15 protein-coding genes and 2 riboswitches are annotated in these 22,916 nt (G+C 66.3%); of the genes, 9 read left to right on the forward strand and 6 right to left on the reverse strand.

Features of this window, described 5'->3' with window-relative positions:
- Nucleotides 1-79 precede the first annotated feature (79 nt).
- From CIC12_RS08790 to CIC12_RS08810, 5 genes are all read left to right on the forward strand, one after another.
- Nucleotides 80-3,574: a DEAD/DEAH box helicase gene (locus CIC12_RS08790; RefSeq protein WP_168663741.1), complete on the forward strand. Its 3,495-nt coding sequence runs from the start codon at nucleotides 80-82 to the stop codon at nucleotides 3,572-3,574.
- 833 nt (nucleotides 3,575-4,407) lie between these two features.
- On the forward strand, nucleotides 4,408-5,145 hold the full coding sequence (locus tag CIC12_RS08795) for a response regulator transcription factor (protein WP_168663742.1): 738 nt from the start codon (nucleotides 4,408-4,410) through the stop codon (nucleotides 5,143-5,145).
- A gap of 38 nt (nucleotides 5,146-5,183) precedes the next feature.
- Complete coding sequence (locus tag CIC12_RS08800; RefSeq protein ID WP_168663743.1) at nucleotides 5,184-6,596, forward strand: FecR domain-containing protein; 1,413 nt, start codon at nucleotides 5,184-5,186, stop codon at nucleotides 6,594-6,596.
- A 66-nt stretch (nucleotides 6,597-6,662) separates the two neighbouring features.
- A complete protein-coding gene (locus CIC12_RS08805; protein WP_168663744.1) occupies nucleotides 6,663-9,161 on the forward strand; it encodes a CHASE2 domain-containing protein in 2,499 nt (832 codons plus the stop codon).
- A 32-nt stretch (nucleotides 9,162-9,193) separates the two neighbouring features.
- Nucleotides 9,194-9,787: a DUF4136 domain-containing protein gene (locus CIC12_RS08810; RefSeq protein WP_168663745.1), complete on the forward strand. Its 594-nt coding sequence runs from the start codon at nucleotides 9,194-9,196 to the stop codon at nucleotides 9,785-9,787.
- 8 nt (nucleotides 9,788-9,795) lie between these two features.
- On the opposite strand, the gene bluB is transcribed toward CIC12_RS08810, so the two are convergent.
- The 5 genes from bluB to cobA all read right to left on the reverse strand — a co-directional run bounded on the left by bluB (nucleotide 9,796) and on the right by cobA (nucleotide 13,886).
- Nucleotides 9,796-10,455: a 5,6-dimethylbenzimidazole synthase gene (gene bluB / locus CIC12_RS08815; protein ID WP_168663746.1), complete on the reverse strand. Its 660-nt coding sequence runs from the start codon at nucleotides 10,453-10,455 to the stop codon at nucleotides 9,796-9,798.
- Nucleotides 10,439-11,791: a cobyrinate a,c-diamide synthase gene (locus CIC12_RS08820; RefSeq protein ID WP_342030514.1), complete on the reverse strand. Its 1,353-nt coding sequence runs from the start codon at nucleotides 11,789-11,791 to the stop codon at nucleotides 10,439-10,441. Before CIC12_RS08820 ends, bluB begins: the two co-directional genes overlap by 17 nt.
- 93 nt (nucleotides 11,792-11,884) lie before the next feature.
- The gene (gene cobO / locus CIC12_RS08825; protein ID WP_168663748.1) at nucleotides 11,885-12,487 is read right to left on the reverse strand and encodes a cob(I)yrinic acid a,c-diamide adenosyltransferase; all 603 of its coding nucleotides are present in this window, start codon (nucleotides 12,485-12,487) and stop codon (nucleotides 11,885-11,887) included.
- Complete coding sequence (locus CIC12_RS08830; protein ID WP_168663749.1) at nucleotides 12,484-13,044, reverse strand: cobalamin biosynthesis protein; 561 nt, start codon at nucleotides 13,042-13,044, stop codon at nucleotides 12,484-12,486. Before CIC12_RS08830 ends, cobO begins: the two co-directional genes overlap by 4 nt.
- On the reverse strand, nucleotides 13,041-13,886 hold the full coding sequence (gene cobA / locus CIC12_RS08835; protein ID WP_238812462.1) for a uroporphyrinogen-III C-methyltransferase: 846 nt from the start codon (nucleotides 13,884-13,886) through the stop codon (nucleotides 13,041-13,043). The genes CIC12_RS08830 and cobA overlap by 4 nt, the downstream gene beginning before the upstream one ends.
- A 244-nt stretch (nucleotides 13,887-14,130) precedes the next feature.
- A riboswitch (cobalamin riboswitch) is annotated at nucleotides 14,131-14,372 on the reverse strand.
- A 67-nt stretch (nucleotides 14,373-14,439) separates the two neighbouring features.
- A riboswitch (cobalamin riboswitch) is annotated at nucleotides 14,440-14,719 on the forward strand.
- 209 nt (nucleotides 14,720-14,928) lie between these two features.
- On the opposite strand from cobA, the gene cobW reads away from it, so the two are divergent.
- The 4 genes from cobW to CIC12_RS08855 all read left to right on the forward strand — a co-directional run bounded on the left by cobW (nucleotide 14,929) and on the right by CIC12_RS08855 (nucleotide 21,652).
- Nucleotides 14,929-16,023 (forward strand): cobalamin biosynthesis protein CobW, encoded by a 1,095-nt coding sequence (cobW, locus tag CIC12_RS08840; RefSeq protein ID WP_274597547.1) that lies wholly within the window; start codon nucleotides 14,929-14,931, stop codon nucleotides 16,021-16,023.
- Between the two features lie 6 nt (nucleotides 16,024-16,029).
- Entirely contained in the window at nucleotides 16,030-19,860 is a 3,831-nt protein-coding gene (gene cobN / locus CIC12_RS08845; RefSeq protein WP_168663751.1) for a cobaltochelatase subunit CobN, read from the forward strand.
- Nucleotides 19,857-20,969, forward strand: coding sequence for an ATP-binding protein (locus CIC12_RS08850; protein ID WP_168663752.1), 1,113 nt, complete (start codon nucleotides 19,857-19,859; stop codon nucleotides 20,967-20,969). Before cobN ends, CIC12_RS08850 begins: the two co-directional genes overlap by 4 nt.
- Before the next feature lie 68 nt (nucleotides 20,970-21,037).
- Nucleotides 21,038-21,652, forward strand: coding sequence for a vWA domain-containing protein (locus CIC12_RS08855; RefSeq protein ID WP_238812458.1), 615 nt, complete (start codon nucleotides 21,038-21,040; stop codon nucleotides 21,650-21,652).
- A gap of 43 nt (nucleotides 21,653-21,695) precedes the next feature.
- Here the strand turns inward: CIC12_RS08855 and CIC12_RS08860 are convergent, their stop codons facing one another.
- Entirely contained in the window at nucleotides 21,696-22,640 is a 945-nt protein-coding gene (locus CIC12_RS08860; protein WP_168663753.1) for a flagellar brake protein, read from the reverse strand.
- Nucleotides 22,641-22,916: the final 276 nt, after the last annotated feature.

A 22,916-nucleotide genomic window follows, 5' to 3' on the forward strand; every position in this document is an offset into this window, starting at 1 on the left:
CCCGCATCGACGCGCCCTCCGGCGAGCCTCACGATCCATGCGCGATTGCCTCGGGCGGCTTGAATAGGAATGGACGCTGATGTCGTCAGTTTTCTTTGATCGGGAACGGATTGCGGAATGGCTCGGCGATCGGACCGTGGCCAAAGCGCGCTCGGTGGGCGCGGTCACTCATGTGCAGTGGCAGGGCGCCACCTTGAGCGGCGACGTCCAGGGCACGCAGCCAGGGCCGTACAGAACGCGAGTGCGATTCCGCACCGATGGCGGTTCGCCGTGGGCGCAAAGCGACTGCACCTGCCCGGTCGGGCGCGACTGCAAGCACGTCGCCGCGCTGCTGCTCGCCGAACTCGAGTATCACGACGAGATGGACCACATCATCGACATCGAGCCGAACGAAGGGGCCCACGACGGCGAGCCGCCACGCAGCCAGCCGCCGGTACCCCTGACGAACCTCGCCCGGCCAGCCGGCGTGCGCCCTGAACTGGTGAGCTGGCTGGAGCGTTTTCGCGCCCGCGCCGAGGCCGCCGACGCGATCACGAAAAGAACGGGCGCCGCGCGCACGCAGACGCTCGCGTACCGGCTGAACTGGTCGAACTTTCATATGCGCCACGAGGTCGTGCTGTACCGCGCGCGCTGCAATCCGGACGGCATGGTCGTCGAAGTCGACGAACCCTGGGACAACGTGGAAGCCGCGCTCCTCAAGCAACCGAAATTCGTCTCCGACGAAGACCTGTCGATCCTGCGCGGCCTCTGGCTTGGCCGCTCGCGCGAGGACTTCGGCCAGTTCATCCTGCGCGGCACCAACGGCGCGGAGATGCTGCAGAAGCTGATCGCGACGGGACGCCTGTTCTTCGACTTCAAAGCCGCGACGGGCGGCGCAGGACCGGTGCCGCTGTCGCGCGCCGCCGACCGTCCTGGCCGGATCGAATGGGAGCCGCTCGCCGACCAGCGTCTGCGGCCGGTGCTGTGCACCGAACCGCGCGCGTCGATGGTCCTGCCGACCGAGCCGGTCTGGTACGTGGACGGCGTCGCGAACGAAGCGGGCATCGTGCAGTCGTCGCTGCCGTTCCAGCAGTTGCCCGATTACCTCGCGATGCCGCCGATTTCGCTGGCCGAAGCGCCGCTCGTCGCATCGGTGCTGCGCGAGATCGCGCCCGGCTTGCCGCTGCCGCCCACCCATGACGCCTCCGCTATCCGCGTAATCGACGTCGAGCCGGTGCCGGTGCTCACGCTCAATAGCCACGCGCTGCCGTCCGCGACGAAGGGCGAGCAGCGCAAACCGCAGGCGGTCGAACTGGCCGGTGTGAGTTTCGACTACGACGGCGTGAGCATCAACGTCGACAGCAGCGTCACGCTGGTGCCGATGCCGGGTGGCGACGTGATCCATATCCGCCGGCGCTACGAGGCCGAGAAGAAGCGTCTGCTCGAACTGCGCAAGACCGGCCTGCAGAAAGTCCCCACCAGCCGGGTCCACGCGTCGCGGCTGTTGCCCGACACGATGCTCGGCCTGCCCGACGCCGACGCGTGGTCTGCCTTCGTCAACGACGCCGTGCCGGAACTCGTGCGGCAAGGCTGGCGCGTGACGATGGCGCCGGCGTTCCGCTACAACGTGATCGAGATCGATGCGATCGACGGCACCGCGCATCAGGCCGGCGACGGCTGGTTCGATCTGGAGATGGGCATCCGCATCGGCGAGCGCAACGTGCGGCTCGAACCGCTGCTCGCCGATCTGTTCCGGCGCGACCGGCGCTGGTTGAACGGCGGGCTCGAGAGCATCGCCGACCATGAGCCGATCGAACTGAAGACGGAGGAAAACAAGCGGCTGCGCTTGCGCGCCGATCGTCTGAAGCCCGTGGTGCGGGTGCTCGTCGATCTGTTCGACTCGCTCGGCGGCACGCTCGCCGAAGGCGCGCCGCTGCGCGTGCCGTCGGTCGACGCCGGCCGGCTGGAGGCCTTGAACGACACCGGCCGCTGGCAATTCCGCGGCGACGATTCGATCCGTCAGCTTGCGCGGCGTCTGCAAGCCGGGCCGGGCTTGCGCGAAGTGCCGGTGCCACGCGGTCTGAAGGCGGAACTGCGCGCGTATCAGCAGCAAGGCCTCAACTGGATGCAGTTTCTGCGCGAACAGGATCTGGCCGGCGTGCTCGCCGACGACATGGGGCTCGGCAAGACTGTGCAGACGCTTGCGCACATCCTCGCCGAGAAGGAAGCGGGACGTCTGCGCCGCCCCGCGCTGATCGTCGTGCCGACCACGCTCGTGCATAACTGGCGCGACGAGGCGCGGCGCTTCGCTCCCGGGTTGAAGGTGCTGGTGCTCAACGGCCCGCAGCGCAAGGAGCGCTTCGAGCAGATCGGCGAACACGAATTGCTCCTGACCACCTACGCGCTGCTATGGCGCGATCAGAAGGTGCTGGCCGAGCATGAGTATCACCTGCTGATTCTCGACGAGGCGCAATACGTGAAGAACGCGACCACCAAGGCCGCGCAGGCGATCCGCGGTTTGCGCGCGCGACATCGGCTGTGCCTGACCGGCACGCCGCTGGAGAATCATCTCGGCGAGCTGTGGTCGCAGTTCGATTTTTTGCTGCCGGGTTTCCTCGGCACCCAGAAAGACTTCACGCGGCGCTGGCGCAATCCGATCGAGAAGAACGGCGACAGTGTGCGCCGCGCGCTGCTGGCGCGCCGCATCCGGCCGTTCATGCTGCGCCGTCGCAAGGACGAGGTCGCGAAGGAGTTGCCGGCCAAGACCACCATCGTGTGTTCGGTCGATCTGGAGGGCGCGCAGCGCGATCTCTATGAAACGGTGCGCACGGCGATGCAGGAAAAAGTGCGCGCGGCGGTCAGCGCACAGGGGCTCGCGCGCAGTCACATCATCGTGCTGGATGCGTTGCTGAAACTGCGCCAGGTCTGTTGCGATCCGCGGCTTGTCAGAATGTCGAAGGCAAATGGTGCGACCGGGCAGGCACACGATGAGGCGGCTGGAAATTTCGCCAGCCCGGACAAGGAAAAAATCGGGAAAGTTGAAAAGGGCGCACACGCGATGCGTTCGGCCAAGCTCGATCTGCTGCTGTCGATGCTGCCCGAGTTGATCGAGGAAGGCCGTCGCGTGCTGCTGTTTTCGCAATTCACCGGCATGTTGTCGCTGATCGCCGAAGCGCTCGACGAAGCCGCGATTCCCTATGTGATCCTGACCGGCGACACGGCCGATCGCGTCACACCCGTCCAACGGTTCCAGCAGGGCGAGGTGCCGCTGTTCCTGATCAGCCTCAAGGCGGGCGGTGTCGGTCTGAACCTCACTGCCGCCGACACGGTGATCCACTACGACCCGTGGTGGAACCCGGCCGCCGAAAACCAGGCGATCGACCGCGCGCATCGGCTAGGGCAGGACAAGCCGGTGTTCGTCTACAAGCTGATTGCCGCGGGCAGCATCGAGGAAAAGATCGTCGAGTTGCAGGAGCAGAAGGCGGCCCTTGCCGACAGCATCCTCTCTGATGACGCGGCGGGCGCCGCCAGGTTTTCGGATGACGATCTCGACGCGCTGTTCGCGCCGATGCCGGAGATTGAAGGCGGGCGGTGATTCTCGTTGGGCGCGTGAGTGGCGCTGTGGTCGCGCTGTCGCCGGATTCATTCTCAAAAACCGGCAGGTGCGGACTCCAGTCCGGCGAGCGTAGTCTGTTCCGGGTGGCGTCGGCTTCTGTCATGGGACGCCGCTTTTTTCGCGCATTCAGGCCGCTTCGACCTGAACGTCGGGTTTATTGGGCCGCATTCCTATCTCAATAAAACTGAGGTGTAGTCGCCATAGTCGCCAATGCGATCTTTATGAGATAAAGCGCCACTCGTTGACCACAATGGCCGGATACCCACAATCCATCCGTTCTTCCTTGCCTTTTGTCGTAATTTAACAATGTTTAAACGATTTATTTTGAGATCATTCTTATACTCACTCGAAAATTGTTAAATCAATGAGCGACGAGTACGGCACAATCTGAATGACAGGCAGACCGCTCCAATCGGCGCGCGAGCGAGACCAGCCGATCCAAAGCGCCGATTGGCCCCGGACGAGATCCACAGTCGGCGAGGCCGGAGAGACTTTAAGACAACATGTGAAAGTGGTACCCAATCGGAAGCCGCGACGGATAGCTGCTGAGCCGCATCCGAAAAAAAGCGTGGGATTTTCGATTATGATGATCTGCTCTGAATAATCTGTAGGATAAAGTCGGTCGCTATAAGCGTTGTTTCGGAACAGGCCGAGGCAAAGCTAAAAACGGGGGCGAGGAAGGGCCACTAGTCGAAAAGCTGCAGTTAGAGATTAATGGGAAGCCGGATCGCCGGTGCGTGCACCGCCATCCCGGTCGTCTGCCGGCTCGCCGGCCACCGGTTACGAAGAACGATGTCGCGTTGCGGGGTTTTATGAGAATTGCAGTTCTGGATGACGATTCGGCTCAGGCCGATCTGGTTTGCCAAACGCTGTCGGCGGCGGGCCATATCTGTCACGCATACGGCGCGGGGCGGGAACTGGTGCGGCAGTTGCGGCGCCAGACTTTCGATCTGCTCGTGCTCGACTGGAACGTCCCTGACATGTCGGGAGAAGAGGTGCTGCACTGGGTGCGCGAAAGCCTCTCCGAGCGCTTGCCGATTCTGTTCATGACCAGCCGTGGCCGCGAAACCGATATCACGTCGATCCTGAACACGGGCGCCGACGACTATCTCGTCAAGCCGGTATCGGCCGCCGTGTTGCTGGCGCGGGTCGGCTCGCTGCTGCGGCGTGCGTACCATCTGAAGCCGCCGGCGGCGAAAGAAGTATTCGGCGAATTCGAATTCGATCTGGGTGCCAAGCACGTGGTGGTGCGAGGCACGCCGGTCGCCGTTACACAGAAGGAATTTGAACTGGCGCTGCTGCTGTTCCAGCACCTGAGCCGGCCGCTGTCGCGCGCTCACATTCTCGACGTGATCTGGAAGCAGGCCACCGACATCCCTTCGCGCACCATGGACACCCACGTGTCGATGCTGCGCAGCAAGCTCGGGTTGCGGCCGGAGAGCGGTTATCGTCTCACGCCGATCTACGGTTATGGCTACCGGCTCGAACGAATCGAGATCACCGAGCCGCCGGCCGCCGCGGACGAAACGCCGGAAGCGGGGCAGGCGTGACGTTTTCCCTGACTATGACGGTACGCTGCAGCGTGCCAATGCCGGGCCGTCGTCCCACCGGCTGTCTGTTGATGGCCGGCCTGATTGCAATGAGCTGGTGCGGATCTGCATGGGCCGGGCCGGCGGTATCCCGCGCGCTCAAACCGCGCGCCAAAGCCACGGCGCCGGCCTATGTCCGGTATACGACGCGCCAGGGCGACTCGCTGTACGACATCGCCAACCGTTATCTGGACGGCACCGCCGACTGGGCGACCCTGAGCCGTCTGAACCACGTGCCCGCGCCACGCCGCATGCCGGCCGGCATCGTATTGCGCCTGCCCGCCGACCGTCTGAAGCAGGATTGGGAGACGGCTCACGTGGTGGCGACCAGCGGCCCCGCCGAGCGCGCCTTCGGCAAGAACCCCTATGTGCCGCTCACCCCGGACGCGACGCTGGTCGAAGGCGACCGCGTCCGTACCGGGCCGAACGGCTTCGTTACGCTGGAATTGCCGGACGGCTCGTCCGTCACGGTCGCGCAGGATGGCGAACTCGACATCGGCAAACTACGGCGCACCACGCTCACCGGCGCGGGCGACCGCGTCTTCGATCTGCATCGCGGCGAGGTCGAGAGCCAGGTCACGCATGCGACGAAGCCGGACGACCGCTTCCAGATCCGTTCGCCATCGGTGGTCGCGGGCGTGCGCGGGACACGTTTCAAGGTGACTTACAACGGCGACGCGCAGACCACCATGGTGACGGTGCTCGACGGCGCAGTCGGCGTCGATCCGGCCGCGCAGAACGGCCGGGACGCCGCACCGCCGCCCGGCGCGGCACTGCAGGCGTCCGAGCAGCTCGTGAAGGCGCGCTTCGGTAACGTCACCCGTTCGGGCAGCGCGGTCGGTGGTCCGGTCGAACTGCTGCCGGCGCCGGCGCTAGTCCAGCCGGCCCGGGTGCAGGACGGCAAGACGGTCGCGTTCGATTTCGTTGCGGCCGGCCACGCCGTCGGCTATCGCGTGCAGATCGCGCGCGACGCCGATCAGCTCGACCTGATCCGCGACCTGCGCGTGAGCGCGCCGCATGCGGATTTCGGCGATCTGCCCGACGGCACGTATTTCGTACGGATCGCCGCGACCGCCGCCAACGGGCTCGACGGTCTGCCGCAGGTGTATGCGTTCGAGCGGCGTCAGGTGGGGCTGGACGTGTCGGCCGGGCCGCGTGCCAACGGTCACGACTACGAGTTCCGCTGGTTCGTCCGCCGGGCGCGCGTCGACACGCGTTTTCGCTTCGTGCTGGGCAAGACGCCCGATTTACGTCAGCCGGTGGTCGACCGTACCGATCTGTCGGGCGGCCAATTCGTCGTCAGCGATCTGCCGGCCGGCGTCTATTACTGGACGATCATCGCCGAGCAGTTCCAGGACGGCCGGCTTTACGAAACGGGCAGCGCAGTGCGTTCGTTTACGATCGCGCGCTGACGCTGATAGATTGGTGAGGTCGGCCCGCGGGCCGGCCCGTTCCCAGGCTCCTCACCCCGCACCCATTTGCCGACTACACCTACGCGCCTGAGCCTCGTCGACCCGCGTGCCCGTCTCGGCAGGCGCGCCGGCCTGCGCTTCCTGATCGAATGGGTGAGCGTCGGTTGCCTGGGCATTCTGGTGATCCTGCTTGCTTCGCTCGGCCGGCTGAGCGCGAGCGTCGATCTGCTGGTCTACGACTACTTTCTCAGTGCGCGCGCGCAGCCTTCGCTGCCTGACATCGTCGTGGTCGAAATCGACAACGCGAGCATCGCGCAACTCGGCCGCTGGCCTTGGCCGCGCAGCGTCCATGCGGAGCTGCTCGAACAGATCGCCAGGGCGAAACCCGCCGCCGTGGTTTACGACGTGCTGTTCACCGAGGCCCATCCCGAAGACGCCCGGTTGGCCCACGCGGTCGCGCTGAGCCCGACCTACCTGCCGGTGCTGCTCACCGCGCCCGACGCCTCGGGGCGCCGCATGGTGGTCGAACCCGTCGCGCCGCTCGCGCAGGCGGCGGCCGGCCTGGGTCACATCAATTTCGAAGTGGACCGCGACGGCATCGTGCGCAGCGTCGCGCAGTTCGAGGGGGACGCCGGCTCGCGCTGGCCGCAACTGATGGTCGCGCTCGCCGATGCGCTCGGGCGAGACACCGTGCACCTGGGTGGGCGGCCGCCACGGCAAGCGCCGGTCCGTGCGGCGGCGAACCTGGCTGCCCGCGACGACGGCGGCGAAGACCGCTTCCTGATTCCGTTCGGCCCGAACGCGCAGAGCTACACGAGGCTGAGCTTCGCGAGCGTGCTCGCCGGCAAGGTACCGGCCGACCAGTTGCGCGGACGCATCGTGGTGATCGGCGTGACCGCGTCCGGTCTGTACGACCGTTTCGCTACGCCGGTGTCCGGTGAGCTCGGACCGCTGCCCGGTGTGTACATCCACGTGAACGTGCTCGACACATTGCTCACCGGCCGCGAGATCCAGCCGGCCGGACGCTGGATGGTGTTCGCGGTGTCGCTGCTGCCGCTCGCGGTGCTGCTGGCCGGCTTTCTGGTACTGTCGCCGCGTCGTTCTTTGCTGTTGACGGTCGGCCTAGTGCTGCTCTCGGTGGCCGCCAGCGCCGGCTGGCTGTACGGCGCGCGGTTCTGGATGTCGCCGGCGCCGGCCATGATCGGCCTGGTGGTCGTGTATCCGATCTGGAACTGGCGGCGACTCGAAATGACGATGGCCTATCTGCGCGAAGAACTGCAGCGCCTCGCCGACGAGCCTCATCTCCTGCCGCAAACGCCGCCACGCGGCCGCGAGTTCAGCGGCGACGTGCTGGAGCAGCACATGGCGCTGATGGCGCAGGCCGCGCAGCGGGTGCAGGACATGAAGCGCTTCGTTTGGGACAGCCTCGACAGCATGCCCGAGCCGATACTCGTCAGCGACGTGCACGGCGTCGTGCTGATCGCGAACCATGCGGCCAAGGCACATTTCGCGCGGCTCGGCGCGCCGCTGCCAGAAGGGCGGCACATGCAGGCGGTGCTGGACGGCCTGACGCTCGTCAAGACGATCGACGGCGACGCCACCTGGGACGCCGAGCACAATCAGTACGCGCATGCGCACTGGCCGGCGCTGCTCGATCCGGCGCGCGGCGAATTCGCCGCGCTGATGGAGCACGGCGTCGAGGTGCGCGACGCCAACGGGCGCGACCATCTGCTGCGCTACGCGAGCTGCACCAACGCGCAAGGCGAGACGACCGGCTGGATCGCGGGTCTCGTCGACGTGTCGGCGCTGCATGCGGCCGAGCGTCAGCGCGAAGACGCGTTGCGGCTGCTGTCGCACGACATGCGCTCGCCGCAGGCGTCGATTCTGGCGCTAGTCGAAATCGAGCGCGCCCGCACGGAGCCCACGCTTGCGCGCGAATTGCTGGGGCGCATCGAGCGCTATGCGCAACGCGCGCTCACGCTTGCCGACGACTTCGTGCAACTGGCGCGCGCCGAATCGCAAGCTTATGTGCTCGAACAGGTGAGCCTGACCGAGCTGATCATTGACGCGAGCGACGAAGTCTGGCCGCAGGCGCACGCGAAGCGCATCACGCTGCAGACGGACACCGGCGGCGGCCACGAGGACGACGGCCACTGGATCTGCGTCGACCGGTCGCTGATGACGCGCGCGCTCGTCAACATCCTGAACAACGCGGTCAAATACAGTCCGCCGGATACGCGCATCGTCTGCAACGTCGGGAGCGAGACGGCGGCGATCGTGTCGGGCGCGGCGCGGCGCGTGTCGTGCACGATCCGCGATCAGGGCTACGGCATCCCGAAGGAGCAGCAGGCGGGGTTGTTCGAGCGCTTTCGCCGCTTTCACGCGAGCGAGCGGCCCGAGGTGGGCGGCGCGGGGCTCGGCATGGCCTTCGTGAAGACCGTCGTGACGCGCCATGGCGGCGACGTCGACGTGGTCAGCGCGCCTGGCGAGGGTACGGCTTTTACGATCTGGCTGCCGGCGCTCGACGAAGCGCAGTTCGACGCATCCGTCACGTCACGTTCATGACGGATCCACACGTAATGTTCGAAAAAGAGAAGATGGACAAAACCACTCTGATGTGTGCCGCGCTGGTTGCGGCGAGCCTCTGCGGTTGCGCGGGCCTAAATGCGGACGTGCACAGCGCGAATCCGGCGGCGGGGCTGCCGGGCGAGCCGACTTATACGATCACGCGCATGCCGTCGCAGGAGGCCAGCGCCGATCATCCGCAATTCGAGGCGCTGGTGCGCGACGAACTGGCCAAACGCGGCTTCGCCGCCGCGACGGGCACAGCCGCACATTATCTGCTGTCGATCGCGTACGAGACGCGGCCGACCACGGTCGGCGTCGGCGGCAAGGACTGCGCGCCGAGCGACTGCGCCAAAGCCGACGTGCCGTTCGCCTTGTTCGGCGGCACCGCTTACCAGCATTCGCTGACGCTGCGCTTTTTCGAGCGCACGAGCGGCGAAGAACGCTACAAGGTTCGCGCGGTAATCGCCGATCGCGATGCAGACCCGCTGCACGCCATGCCGGTGCTCGTGAAAAGCGCGCTGGCGAAGTTTCCGTTCGATGCGTCCGACTGGCGTGTCAAGCTGCGGCAGGACAAGGCGAGCGGCGTGCTGGACGTGATTTCGGTGAAGCCGCTGCCGCAGTAACGGGCGCGCTATTGCGGCGGCGCGTCGGCTTCCGGCCAGCGGTTGTCGAACACGCAATCGGCGAGCGGCAGGCGGCTCGCCCAGCGCTCCGTTTCCAGCATCGGCTCGCTGTAGAACTGGTCGACATGGCCGAGGCACAGAATCGCAACCGGCCGCGCGCCTTCGGGCATGTGCAGCAGCGCGCGCACCGAGTCGACGTCGAACAGCGACACCCAGCCCATGCCGAGCCCTTCGGCACGCGCGGCGAGCCACATGTTCTGGATCGCGCACGCCACCGAGGCGAGATCCATCTCCGGTAACGTGCGGCGCCCGAAGATATGGCGCTCGCGCCCGTCCATCAGCGCGATCACCAGCAGTTCGCCGCACTCCAGCATGCCTTCCACTTTCAGCCTCATGAACTCTTCGCGGCGCTTGCCGAGCGCGTCAGCGGTGGCGAGCCGTTCGCGTTCGACCGTCGCGTGCAAGGCGGTGCGCAGCGCGGAATTGGTGATCCGCATGATTCGCCATGGCTGCATGAAGCCGACGCTCGGCGCGTGATGCGCCGCGTCGAGCAGACGCGCGAGCACGGCGGCATCGACCGGATCGCGCGCGAAGTGGCGCATGTCGCGGCGTTCGTAAATCGCGCGATAGACGGCGTCGCGCTCGGAGTCGTTAAAAGGCTTCGCCATGGAACAGGGCGGCCGTGAAGGCCGGGTTGGAGGGCCAGTAAGTGTGCATATAGGTCGCCACGATCGAGCCCGCGCGATAGACAGCCTCGCCGGGGCCGTCGCCGTTCGGCCGGGTGGCCGAGCGCAGTGGCGTGAGCGGACTGCTCAGCTTCGAGTAGTGAAACGTGTGGCCGGTCAGCGGCCCATGCAGGCCGTCGATCTGCTGCATGCCGAGCGCGGTGAAGCGGGTTTGCATCGTCGCATGGCCGGGCAGCAGGCCGAGCATCGGCGTGGTGACGCCGTGCGTGTCGGTCAGCCGGTCGAGCAGGTAGAGCATGCCGCCGCATTCGGCCACCAGCGGCTTGCCCGCCGCCGCGTGCGCGCGGATCGACGCGGCGCTGCGTGTGCTGGCGGCGAGCGTCGCGGCGTGCAACTCCGGATAGCCGCCGGGCAGATACAGCGCGTCGGCGTCGTCGGGCAAGCCCTCGTCGGCGAGCGGCGAGAAGTAGTCGAGCCGCGCGCCGAGCGCTTCGAGCAGCGTGACGTTGGCCGGATAGATGAACGAGAACGCGGCGTCGCGGGCAATCGCGATGCGCTTGCCGTGGAGCAGACGCGGCAACGCTTGCGGCACCGGCACGCCGAACTCGACCGGCGGCGGCAAGGCGATGAGCGCGGTCCGCGCGAGCGTGTCGGCGGCGTGGTTCAGACGCGCGTCCAGATCGCCGATCTCGGCGGCCTGATGCAGGCCGAGGTGGCGATCTGGCAATGCGATTTCGTCGCTGGCTGCGATATGTCCACACCAGCGCAGCCCGGCGGGCAATGCCTCTTCGAGCATCTGCGCGTGCCGTGCCGAACCGACGCGATTCGCGAGCACGCCATGAAACGGCACCTGTGGGCGAAAGTGCGCGAGGCCGAAGGCGACCGCGCCGAAGGTCTGCGCCATCGCCTTCGCGGAAATCACCGCGAGGACCGGCACACCGAAGACCGTTGCGAGATCGGCGCTGCTCGGCGTGCCGTCGAACAGGCCCATCACGCCCTCGATCAGGATCAGATCCGCTTCGGCCGCCGCCTGCGCGAGCAGATTGCGGCACGCGGCTTCGCCAACCATCCATAAATCGAGCGACAGAACCGGTGCGCCGCTCGCGCGCGCGAGGATCATCGGATCGAGAAAATCCGGGCCCGTTTTGAAGACGCGTACGCGCCGTCCCAAGCGTTGGTGGTAGCGCGCGAGACCGGCAGTGATCGTGGTTTTGCCTTGACCCGAAGCGGGGGCGCTGATGAAGAGTGCGGGGCAGGCGCGGGACGAACTGTCCTTCGGACGCGCTCCGGAGCAAGTCTGCTGTGCAGACGCCCCGATAGACGTTCCCTGGGAGGGCACCGCGCGGCAAGCGCAGGCATCGCCCTGTTGGACCGCTCCTGACGAAGTGCCGTCGGGCCGCTCGGACATCGCTCAGAACTCCACGCCGCGCTGCGCTTTCACGCCTTGCTCGCGATACGGATGTTTGACGATGCGCATTTCGGTGACGAGGTCGGCCGCCTCGATCAGCGCGTCGGGTGCGTGGCGGCCGGTAACCACCACGTGCAGCATCGAGGGGCGCGCATTCAGCACCGACAATACTTCGTCGAGCGGCAGGTATTCGTACTTCAGCACGGTGTTCAGCTCGTCGAGGATCACCATCTGGTAGTCGCCGCTTTCGATCATCCGGCGCGCTTCGTCCCACCCCTTGCGGGCGGTGGCAATGTCGGCGTCGCGGTTCTGCGTGTTCCAGGTGTAGCCGTCGCCCATCGTGACGAAGTCGCAGTTCGCGATCGCGCCGAGGAAATCGCGCTCCGACGTATGCAGCGCACCTTTGATGAACTGCACGACGCCGAGGCGCATGCCGTGGCCGAGCACCCGCACGGCCATGCCGAACGCGGCGGTGGTCTTGCCTTTGCCGGTGCCGGTGTTGACGATCAGCAGGCCTTTTTCGACGGTCGCGTTGGCCTGCTTCTTCTCGTGGCCTTCGCGTCGGCGCTCGGTCATGCGTTGATGCGATTCGGGGTCGGTCTTCATCGAAAGTCCTGTCGGTGAGGGGCGTGGTTGAGCGGTTCGACGCTGGCGTCAGGTGCGGCCGTGGCGATGGCCACGGTGACGCCAGCGTGGTGCGTTTTGGAGACGAGCAGGCGAGCGGTGGGAGCAGTCGGTGCAATTGGTACGGCACGTGCGGCACGCGTGGCAGGAGCGGCAGTCGATATTGCGCCTACATCGGGTGCGGTGTGCGCCGCGCATTCGCCACGCACTGTCGCCGCTGCGAGCGCGGCAGGCTCACACGACGCCGCGAGCAGCGCGCACGGTTCGCAGACGCCGTCCACGCCGAGATGCTCGCGCGCGGCGTCCGACGGTTTCGCAACGGTGATTCCTGCGATCTGCTCGCGGCTGAAGAGTAGCAACGGCAGCGCGTGACGCGCACAGAATTCGCGCAGACCCGGCTCGTCGACTTTGGTGTCGACTGAAGCGACCGCGCGAATCCGATCGATTGCATGTGGGCCGAGCGCGGCGCGCACGGCCGCTTCGATCTGCGCGGCCGGGGTGTTCAGGCGGCAACCAATGCCGATGCTCAGCGTTTTCATCGAGGGTCCGTTCCGGGAGTCGAGGCAGCGGCGGTATCGGCACCAGCAACAGAATCGCGCCGAGCGTCGGAGCCGTCCCTGCGAGCACCGGACGTCGCATGAGTCACCTCCGTCTCCATCGCCCGACGAGCCAGCGCCAGCGACGCCACCCCGCCCATCACCACAATCGCTGGTGAGCCAAGCCCCGCCTGCGCGACGGCATCGACGAATTCGCCGAGCCGCGCCAGCACGTGACGCTGTTCGGGACGCGTAGCCGACTCGATCGCCGCGCATGGGGTGTCGGCGCGCATGCCGGCCGCGAGCAGCGCGGCGGCGATCTCGTTCAGGCGCCGCATGCCCATGTAAATCACCAGCGTCATCCGTGTGGCGACGAGCGCGGCCCAATCCGGCTCGCCGCTGCCTGCGCCGTGTCCCGTGACGAACACGACGCCCTGTGCGAAATCGCGATGTGTGACCGGGATGCCGATTGCCGCAGGCGCGGCAATCCCCGCCGTGATGCCGTTGATCACTTCGACCTCGACGCCCGCCTCGTGCAGCGCCTGCTGTTCCTCGCCGCCGCGGCCGAACACGAACGGATCGCCGCCTTTGAGCCGCGCCACACTGCGTCCGGCCCGCGCATGCGCGAGCATCTGCGCGACGATGCCGGCTTGTGGCGTGGACGGATGCCCGCCGCGTTTGCCCACGTACACGATGAGCGCGTCATCGCGTGCGAATTGCAGCACGTCGGGATTTACGAGGTCGTCGACCAGCACCACGTCGGCTTGCGCCAGCGCGCGGGTGGCCTTCAGCGTCATCAGTTCGACGTCGCCGGGGCCCGCGCCGATCAGCCACGCGCGGCTCATCGCGGCTGGCATGGCGCGCGCCGTCGCGTAACCGGCGGGAAGGGGCGAAGCGGGCAGCGGCGCCTCATGGCGGAGATTGAAATCATGCGGTGCAACGGATTCGGGCTCGGCGAAAACGCGGCCGGTTCATGGCGAATCCCGCGAGAACACGGCTCATGCGGAATACCCGAACAGACGCGTCACGTCGTGCTTCAGCGCCTTCACATCCGTCCCTCGCGGATTCCGGCGGCCGGCGGCGTGACGTGCGCCGCCTCCGCGTCTGGCCGGTATCCGGGCTGGCGGCCTCATGCGCTTTGCCTTCCCGTGCCGGATTCGCCGGACAGTGGCATCGAAAAAACGCATGCGCGGCAGGGCTGATCGAACAGCGCGCCGCAGGTCGCTTACCGTTGCGGGGACAGCACAGGTTGAGCACATGACGCGCTGCCTGTTTCCCGTTTAACTGCACACGCGAACGCATGTGCGGGCACCAAACGCGCGCATACGATAGCACATGGTGCCCCGCCGGATAAGCGCTTGCGGCCGGCGTTTCCTTGACTGCGCGGGGCCGCGGGCCTACACTCGCACGCACTTTGGTGCTCGTGTGCGCGCTTCGGCGCATGCAGTTAAACGGGAAACAGGGTGCCCGCCTGCATTGGACCGGGTCAACCTGTGCTGCCCCCGCAACGGTAAGCGAAAAGTGGCGTCGGCTGGATCGACCGACGCTGCGGAGCCGGCTTCGATGTCCACGCGCAAGGCCGCGTCGGCATATCACCACTGGGCGAGAAATCACTCGTCCGGGAAGGGGAAGCGGCGCTTTCGCCAGCCCGGATACCGGCCAGAATACGCAGGATGCCCGTCGCGGGGATGCGACGGCGCGTTCATGACCTCACACCCGCTTTCTGTTTACCGTTGTCGCGGCAACGCCGTCGTTCGTCCCCGTGTGTTGTGATCGTGCCGGCTTTGGCAGCGCGTGCGCCTCGTGCGTGTCCGCCCGGCCGGCCCATGCAGACAGACGCGCGAACGTACCGGCGGCCCCGTGCAGCGCCTACGGATGGACCTCACGATGCAAACTCAAATGCGCAAGATCCCCGTCACCATCGTCACGGGCTTTCTCGGCAGCGGCAAGACTACGCTGTTGCGGCATATTCTTCAGCATGCGGGCGGCAAGCGCATTGCGGTGATCGTCAACGAGTTCGGCGAACTCGGCATCGACGGCGAAATCCTCAAAGGCTGCGGCATCGGTTGCGATGAAAACGGCGTCGAAACCGAAGGGCAACTGTATGAACTCGCGAACGGATGCCTGTGCTGCACCGTGCAGGAAGAGTTCTTTCCCGTGATGGAAAAGCTCGTCGAGCGCCGCGAGCAGATCGATCACGTGCTGATCGAAACCTCCGGTCTCGCGTTGCCCAAGCCGCTGGTGCAGGCGTTCAACTGGCCGCAGATCAGGAACAGCTTCACTGTCGATGCGGTCGTCACGGTCGTCGACGGCCCGGCTGCCGCCAGCGGCCAGTTCGCCGATAACCCGGTGGCCGTCGACGCGCAACGCAAGGCTGATCCGAACCTCGATCACGAGTCGCCGCTGCACGAACTGTTCGAAGATCAACTTTGCGCGGCCGACCTCGTGATCCTGAACAAGACGGATCTGCTCGACGACGCGCAGCAAGCCGCAGTCGAAGCCGTGATCCGCGAAGAGATTCCGCCGCAGGTGAAGGTCGTACGCGCGCAGATGGGTCAGCTCGATCTGCATACGCTGCTGGGTCTCGAAGCGGCGTCGGAGGAAGCGATCCACTTGCGCCACGATCACCACGGGTCCGCCGACGACGCCGATCACCACCACGACGAATTCGATTCGGTGGCGGTGCAGGCGAGCGCGCCGTCGCGCGAAGCGGTGATCGCCGCGCTGCAAGCGCTCGTCGAAACGAACACGATTTACCGCGTGAAAGGGTTCGCTGCATTGCCGGGCGCCGCGATGCGTCTCGTGATCCAGGGCGTGGGCCGGCGCTTCGACAGCTATTTCGATCGACGCTGGCAGCCTGGCGAAGGCACGCAAAGCCGCTTCGTGCTGATCGGCGAAGACCTCGACCAGGGCGCGTTGCAACGCGCGTTCGACGCGGCGCTCGGCGTCGTGTCGTCGAGCGCCGCGGCCAGCGAGGCGTAGGCGCTCATGCATCTGCTGCGCACGACGCCGGGCGGTTTCGTCGACGATACGCAGGGCGTGATCCGTATCGATCAGCAGCCCGCCGACATCGTCGTGCTCAGTTCCGCCGACACCACGCTGTCGCTGCTCGCGGGTGTTTTTCCGCGGCTCGGCGAGGGCTTTCCCAGCGTGCGGCTCGCGAACGTCACGTATCTGCGGCAACCGGCCTCAGTCGACTTCTATGTCGAGGATGTGCTCCAGCACGCGCGCGTGGTGGTGGTCGATCACCTCGGCGGCGAAGCGTATTGGCCGTACGGCATCGAGCAGGTGGTCGCGCTGGCGCAGCGCAAGCAGCAAACGCTCGCGATGTTTTCCGGCGACTTGCAGGAAGATCCGAACCTGCTCGCGCGCAGCACCGCCGACGCCGATCTGTGTCATCAGCTCTGGCGCTATCTGCGCGAGGGCGGTCCGCAAAACGCCGAGGCGTTTTTGCGCTGCATCGCGCACCGCGCGTTCGGCTGGGGGCGCGAGCCTGCGCCGCCGCGCGCGTTGCCGGCCGCCGCGCTCTATCATCCGCGGCACGACGTGCCGACCATCGCCGACTGGCAGGCGCGCTGGCAGGCCGGCGCGCCGATCGCGGCGATCCTGTTCTACAAGGCGCATCTGCAGGCGGCCAACACCGCGGTGTTCGACGCGCTGATCGACGCGCTCGAAGCGCGGGGCCTCAATCCGTTGCCGATCGCGATCACGTCGCTGAAAGATGCAATGAGCCGCGACGTCGTGCAGACGCTATGCGCGCAACACGAGGTCGCGCTCGTGTTGAACACGACGGCCTTCGCCGCGTCCGCGATCGACGACCCCGCGCCGCTCGCGCTTGCCGGCGACGCGCCGGTGTTCCAGGTGATCCTGAGCGGCGGCAATCGCGACGACTGGTTCAAGGACAACCAGGGCCTCAATTCGCGCGATATCGCCATGCACATCGCGCTGCCGGAAGTGGACGGACGCATCATCACGCGCGCGATCAGTTTCAAGGGGCTCGCGTATCGCTGTGCGCACACCCAGGTCGACGTGGTGCGTTATCAGCCGGATCTCGAACGTGTGGGCTTTCTCGCCGAATTGAGCCGCCGCTGGTGCCGTCTGCGCTCACTCGATAACGCGGACAAGAAACTCGCGCTGATTCTCGCCAACTATCCGATGAGCGAAGGGCGCATCGGCAACGGCGTGGGGCTCGACACGCCGGCGTCGGTGGTCGGCATGCTGGCCATGCTGCGCGACGAGGGCTATCGTCTCGCGGACGAATTGCCCGCCGATGGCGATGCGCTGTTGAAGAAACTCACTGAGGGCGTGACCAACGATCCGGTGGTGCGCGATCTGCGTCCCGCGCTGCAAAGTCTCGCGCTCGACGACTATCTCGCGCATTTCAACGCGCTACCCGCCGAGGCGCGTCAAGCATTGAACGCGCGCTGGGGTAAGCCCGAGCAGGACCCGACGCTGCGGCGCGGCCGCTTCATGATCGCGGGCTGGCGCTGCGGGCAGGTGTTCGTCGGCATCCAGCCTTCGCGTTCGCGGGAGCAGGGCGACTACGCGAGCTATCACGATGCTGAACTCGTACCGCCGCATGCCTATCTCGCGTTTTATTTCTGGCTGCGTCATCAGTTCGGTATCGACGCGGTCGTGCATGTCGGCAAGCACGGCAATCTCGAATGGCTGCCCGGCAAGAGCGTCGCGTTGAGCAAGGCATGCTGGCCCGATCTGATCCTCGGGCCTATGCCGCATCTGTATCCGTTCATCGTCAACGATCCGGGCGAGGGCAGCCAGGCCAAGCGGCGCGCCCAGGCGGTCATCATCGATCACCTGATGCCGCCGCTCACGCGCGCCGAAAGTTATGGGCCGTTGCAGGATCTGGAGCGCCAGGTCGACGAATACTACGAAGCGCTGATGGTCGATCCGCGCCGCTCGAAGCTGCTACGGCGCACGATTCTGGCGACGATCGTCGAGCACAAGCTGCATGAGGAGTTGAGTCTCGCGGAGCCGAACGGCGAGGGCGACGAAGACGCGCTGCTCACGCGCGTCGACGCGTGGTTGTGCGAATTGAAGGAAGCGCAGATTCGCGATGGCCTGCATACGTTCGGGCAATCGCCCAGCGGCGTGCAACGGCGTGACACGTTGCTGGCGTTGGGGCGCTTTCCGGTCGGTGACGGGCAAGGCGCTAAAGCCGGCTTGATCGACGCATTGGCGCGCGATCTGCGGATGGATCATCTGTTCGATCCGTTGTCGGCTGATTGGTCGGCGTTGTGGGAAGGCCCGCGTCCCGATCTGTTGCAGCAGGTAAGCGATGCACCGTGGCGGCATTGCGGCGACACGCGTGAACGGCTCGAATTGCTGGCAGCGGAGATGTTGAGCAGTGTGTGTGGTGATCGCGCCGATGCGAGCGAACCGCGCGGCGGGATCTCACGCGCGACACCGCCACCCGGTACGCTGCCGCAAGCGGAGCAGGTCATCGAGCGCTTGCGCGACGACGTGCTGCCCAGGCTCGACGCCTGCGGTCCGCAGGAAAAGCTGCAGTTCAAGCGCGGCCTCGAAGGGCGTTTCGTGCCGCCGGGACCGAGCGGTTCGCCGTCGCGCGGGCGGCCCGACGTGCTGCCCACCGGCCGCAATTTCTATTCGGTCGACACGCGCGCGGTGCCGACGCAAGCCGCGTGGTCGCTCGGACTGAAATCCGCGCAGCAGTTGCTCGAGCGGCATCTGCAGGACAAGGGCGATTATCCGCGCGCGATCGGGCTCTCGGTGTGGGGCACCGCGACGATGCGCACCGGTGGCGACGACATCGCCCAGGCGCTCGCGCTGCTCGGCGTGCGGCCGAAGTGGGCGCCGGGCAGCCATCGCGTGACCGACTTCGAGATCATGCCGATCGAAGCGTTCGACCGTCCCCGTATCGACGTCACGTTGCGCGTGTCCGGCTTTTTCCGCGACGCCTTTGCGAACGTGATGCATCTGTTCGACGCCGCCGTGCAGGCCGTTGCCGAACTCGACGAACCCGAAGCGCTGAACCCGATTCGCGCGCGCGTGCTGCGTGAACGCGATGCGCTGATCGCACGCGGCATGGACGCCGCCGAGGCGCGCCGGCGCGCCGGCTGGCGCGTGTTCAGCGCACGGCCTGGCGCGTACGGCGCGGGTCTGCAGGACATGATCGACTCGCAGCAGTGGCAGACCGACGCCGATCTCGCGAACGCGTATCAGGCGTGGGGCGGCTACGCGTACACGCAGAAGAACTCGGGCGAACAGGCGCGCGATGCGTTCGGCGCGCGCCTCGCTGCGCTGGACGTGGTGCTGCAGAACCAGGATAACCGCGAGCACGACCTGCTCGATTCGAACGACTACTATCAGTTCCAGGGCGGCATGGTCGCGGCGGTGCGGCATCTGGCCGGCACCCAGCCGAGCGTGTATCACGCCGATCACAGCAATCCGGCCGCCCCGCGCGTGCGCACGCTGCATGAGGAAATCGCGCGCGTGATTCGTTCGCGTGTGGTCAATCCCAAATGGATCGATGGCGTGAAACGCCACGGCTACAAGGGCGCGGCCGAGATCGCCGCGACCGTCGATTATCTGTACGGTTACGATGCGACCGCGCGGGTGATCGCGGATCATCAATATGCGCTCGTCACCGATGCTTATCTGAATGACGCCGATACGCGCGAGTTCTTGCAGCGGCACAATCCGCATGCATTGCATTCGATTTGCGAGCGTCTGCTCGAAGCGATGCAGCGGGGATTGTGGCAGGCGCCGGACGAATACCGTACGCAAGTCGAAGGACATCTGCTCGCGATCGAGCAGCAGATCGAAGGAATGCAGACATGAATGCAGCGACGCCAGCAATGAGTCATCAGGCGGCCACGGACCCGCGGCCCAATCAGCGGCCCGCGTTTCCGTTTGCCGCGTTGATCGGCCAGGCGCCGTTGCAGCAGGCGCTGCTGCTGGCGGCGATCGATCCCGGGCTGGGCGGCGTGCTGGTCAGCGGGCCGCGCGGCACGGCCAAGTCGACCGCGGCGCGCGCGCTCGCCGAGTTGCTGCCGCAAGGGCAACTGGTGAATTTGCCGCTCGGCGCGAGCGAAGACCGTCTGATCGGTACGCTCGATATCGAAACCGTGCTGCGCGACGGCTCGGTGCGCTTCTCCCCGGGCCTGGTCGCGAAAGCGCATCACGGCGTGCTGTACGTGGATGAAGTCAATCTGCTGCCCGATGCGCTCGTCGATGCATTGCTCGACGTCGCGGCGAGCGGCGTGAACACCGTTGAGCGCGATGGCGTTTCGCATAGCCACGACGCGAGCTTTGTGCTGATCGGCACGATGAATCCGGAAGAGGGCGAACTGCGGCCGCAATTGATCGACCGCTTCGGCCTGATGGTCGAGTTGCAGAACTGTTTCGAGCCGCAAGTGCGTCAGGCGATCGTGAAGGCGCGCCTCGCGTTCGATCTCGATCCGCAGGGCTTTCGCGCAGGCTATGCGGGGCGGCAGGTGGCGTATGTCGAGCGGGTTCGGGCGGCGCGCGAAGCGCTGCCGCAGCTCCCCTTCGACGACGCCGTGCACGCGCGCGTCAGCGCGTTGTGCATCGAAGCGGCCGTGGATGGTCTGCGCGCCGATCTCGTGATGCTGCGCGCGGCGCGGGCGTTGGCCGCGCTGGAGCAGGCGGTCGCGGTAACGGCGGAGCATGTCGACCGGGTCGCCGGGGCGGTGTTGATTCATCGGCGTCATCAGCGGGATGGGCAGGCAGGTGGCGGTGCGTATGAGAGCGAAGGGCGGCGGCAAGCCGATGCTGGCGGCGGCACGGATCGACCGGCCGGATCGGGTGCGGACGCCGCGTCGGCGTCCCCCGGCGCGGACGAGAACGACTGGGGCTATCTGCCGCCCGAGCCGGCCCCGATCACGCAAGTCAAAGGCGTCGTACCGCTTGGCGCAAAAAAACGCTGAGCCATCGGAAGGGCGCCGCCGCTGACTCGCGCAGCGGTTTTCGATGGCGAGAAGGCGCGGGTGCGAATTTGCGCAGCCATTTGCAAAGCGAGGCGCGCAACAAACCGGGTACGCGCATCGCCTGGCCGCTAACGCTTGCCGCGAAGCGCGCGGCGCCGCTGCGTGCGGAGCACTTGCACTTCGTGCGCGAGGCGCCGCGCGGCGGCGTCCTGCATTGCTTCGTGCTCGATTGTTCCGGCTCCATGCTGGCCGGGCAGCGTCTCGCGCTCGCCAAGGGCTTGCTGATTGCGTTGTTCGACCGCGCGAGCGCTGCGCGCGCCGAAGCTGCGCTGATCTGTTTTGGCGGCGCGCATGCGGACGTGCGGTTTGGCCCGGCCGTGCCGCGCTGGTGGAACGAGCGGTGGCTCCGCCCGGTGGGCGGCGGCGGCGGCACACCGTTCACGTCCGGCATTCGGCGCGCCGCACAGTTGCTCGCGCAGAGTGCGCGTGTGAAGCCCGCCCAGCAGCGTTGGCTGTGGATTCTCACCGATGGCCGCACCCACGACGAACCCGCGCGCCCGCTCGACGCGGACGACGTCGTATTCGTCGATTTCGAGCAGGGACCGATACGGCTCGGCCGTTGCGAAGCACTCGCGGAGGCCTGGGGAGCGCGGCGCGTCAGGCCGGAAGAGTTGATCGGCTGAGCGACTGAGCGGCGCGTGCGTCTGTGCGTACGCTTCGATATGCTTATTTCAGGCCGTTCGACCAGTACTGCACGTCGTCCTGCCGGTCGAATACGAAGACTTTCATCGCCATCTGCTGGGACGCGTCGAGCCGATCCAGCTCGAGCCCGTGGTTCGACGGGGCGCCGGGCGCATTGCCTTTCTGCACGTTGCGGATAATGGCGCTGGTCTCGATCTGCGTATCGAATTCCGCCGTCTTCAGGCGGAACGCGATACGCAACCGTTCGCCGACCGCGCCGAGGGTCCACGAGGCACTCAACGACATGCCGAGCGCGCTGATGCCCTTTGCCAGACCGAGTCCTTCATAGGCATCGCCCGTTTCGCCGATGCCGAAACGTACCGGCAGGTGCGCCTGAACGCGGATCGATTTGCGCTCGCGCAGACGGCGGACGACGCCGGGCTTCGACAGCACGACGTAGTCGAACGGCGCGCGACAGACCGCTTCGACCGTGCAGACGAAGCGGAACACGGCGTGACTGGCGATGGCGACGAGCTCGATGTTTTCGCCCGGTGCAAGAGATAGCTGGCGGCCTTGCTGCAACGGCGGCGTGACGAAGAGCGCGTGATTCGGCGCAAATCCGATGATGCGGCATGGATGCATTGGCGCGCCGCTGCCAAGTTGTGAACGCACGCCGATCAATGCGCCTATTTCGAGGTGCATGTCCTTGAGCGTCAGTTCACCGGCGGAGTCCGCGGGTGGTGCTGCCGTGGGCGGCGGTTGGGTAGCCGTATCCGGCAGATCACCGCGCTGCGGGTGAAAGTGGCCGAACAGGAAGTTGCGCTCGTCCGTGTTCGCCAGGGTAGTGCCGCTGGCGAACAGCAGTGTGCCGTCGCTGTCGACGATCGGCCAGGCGAGGGGCGTGCCGACCGGCACCGCATCCGGGGCAAGCACCGGAGATAGCGCGGCGAGCGAGTTTTCCACGACGTGTTCCTCGACAGGATTATCCATGGTCGGGCGATTATTTTAAGTGGCGGGATATCCTGGTTAGCGGCGGCGGGGATGAAAACTTTAGTGGGAGGCTATTACGGTCGGTTACGCGTTGGCCGCTTCGAACGGGGTGCTCGATAAAATCGGATAACTAACTAATTTTTGACTGTGCGCGGAGGCGTGGCTTTGCTAGCCAGAAGAAAATTCACAGTGGGGGCTTGACGACATGGCGACCGTTCTCCATAATCTCGCTTCTCTGCTGCAGATGCAGCGACGCAGAACGACGCGGTGCCGGGT

It is taken from the genome of Paraburkholderia sp. SG-MS1 (genome assembly GCF_012275575.1).
GTDB lineage: Bacteria > Pseudomonadota > Gammaproteobacteria > Burkholderiales > Burkholderiaceae > Paraburkholderia.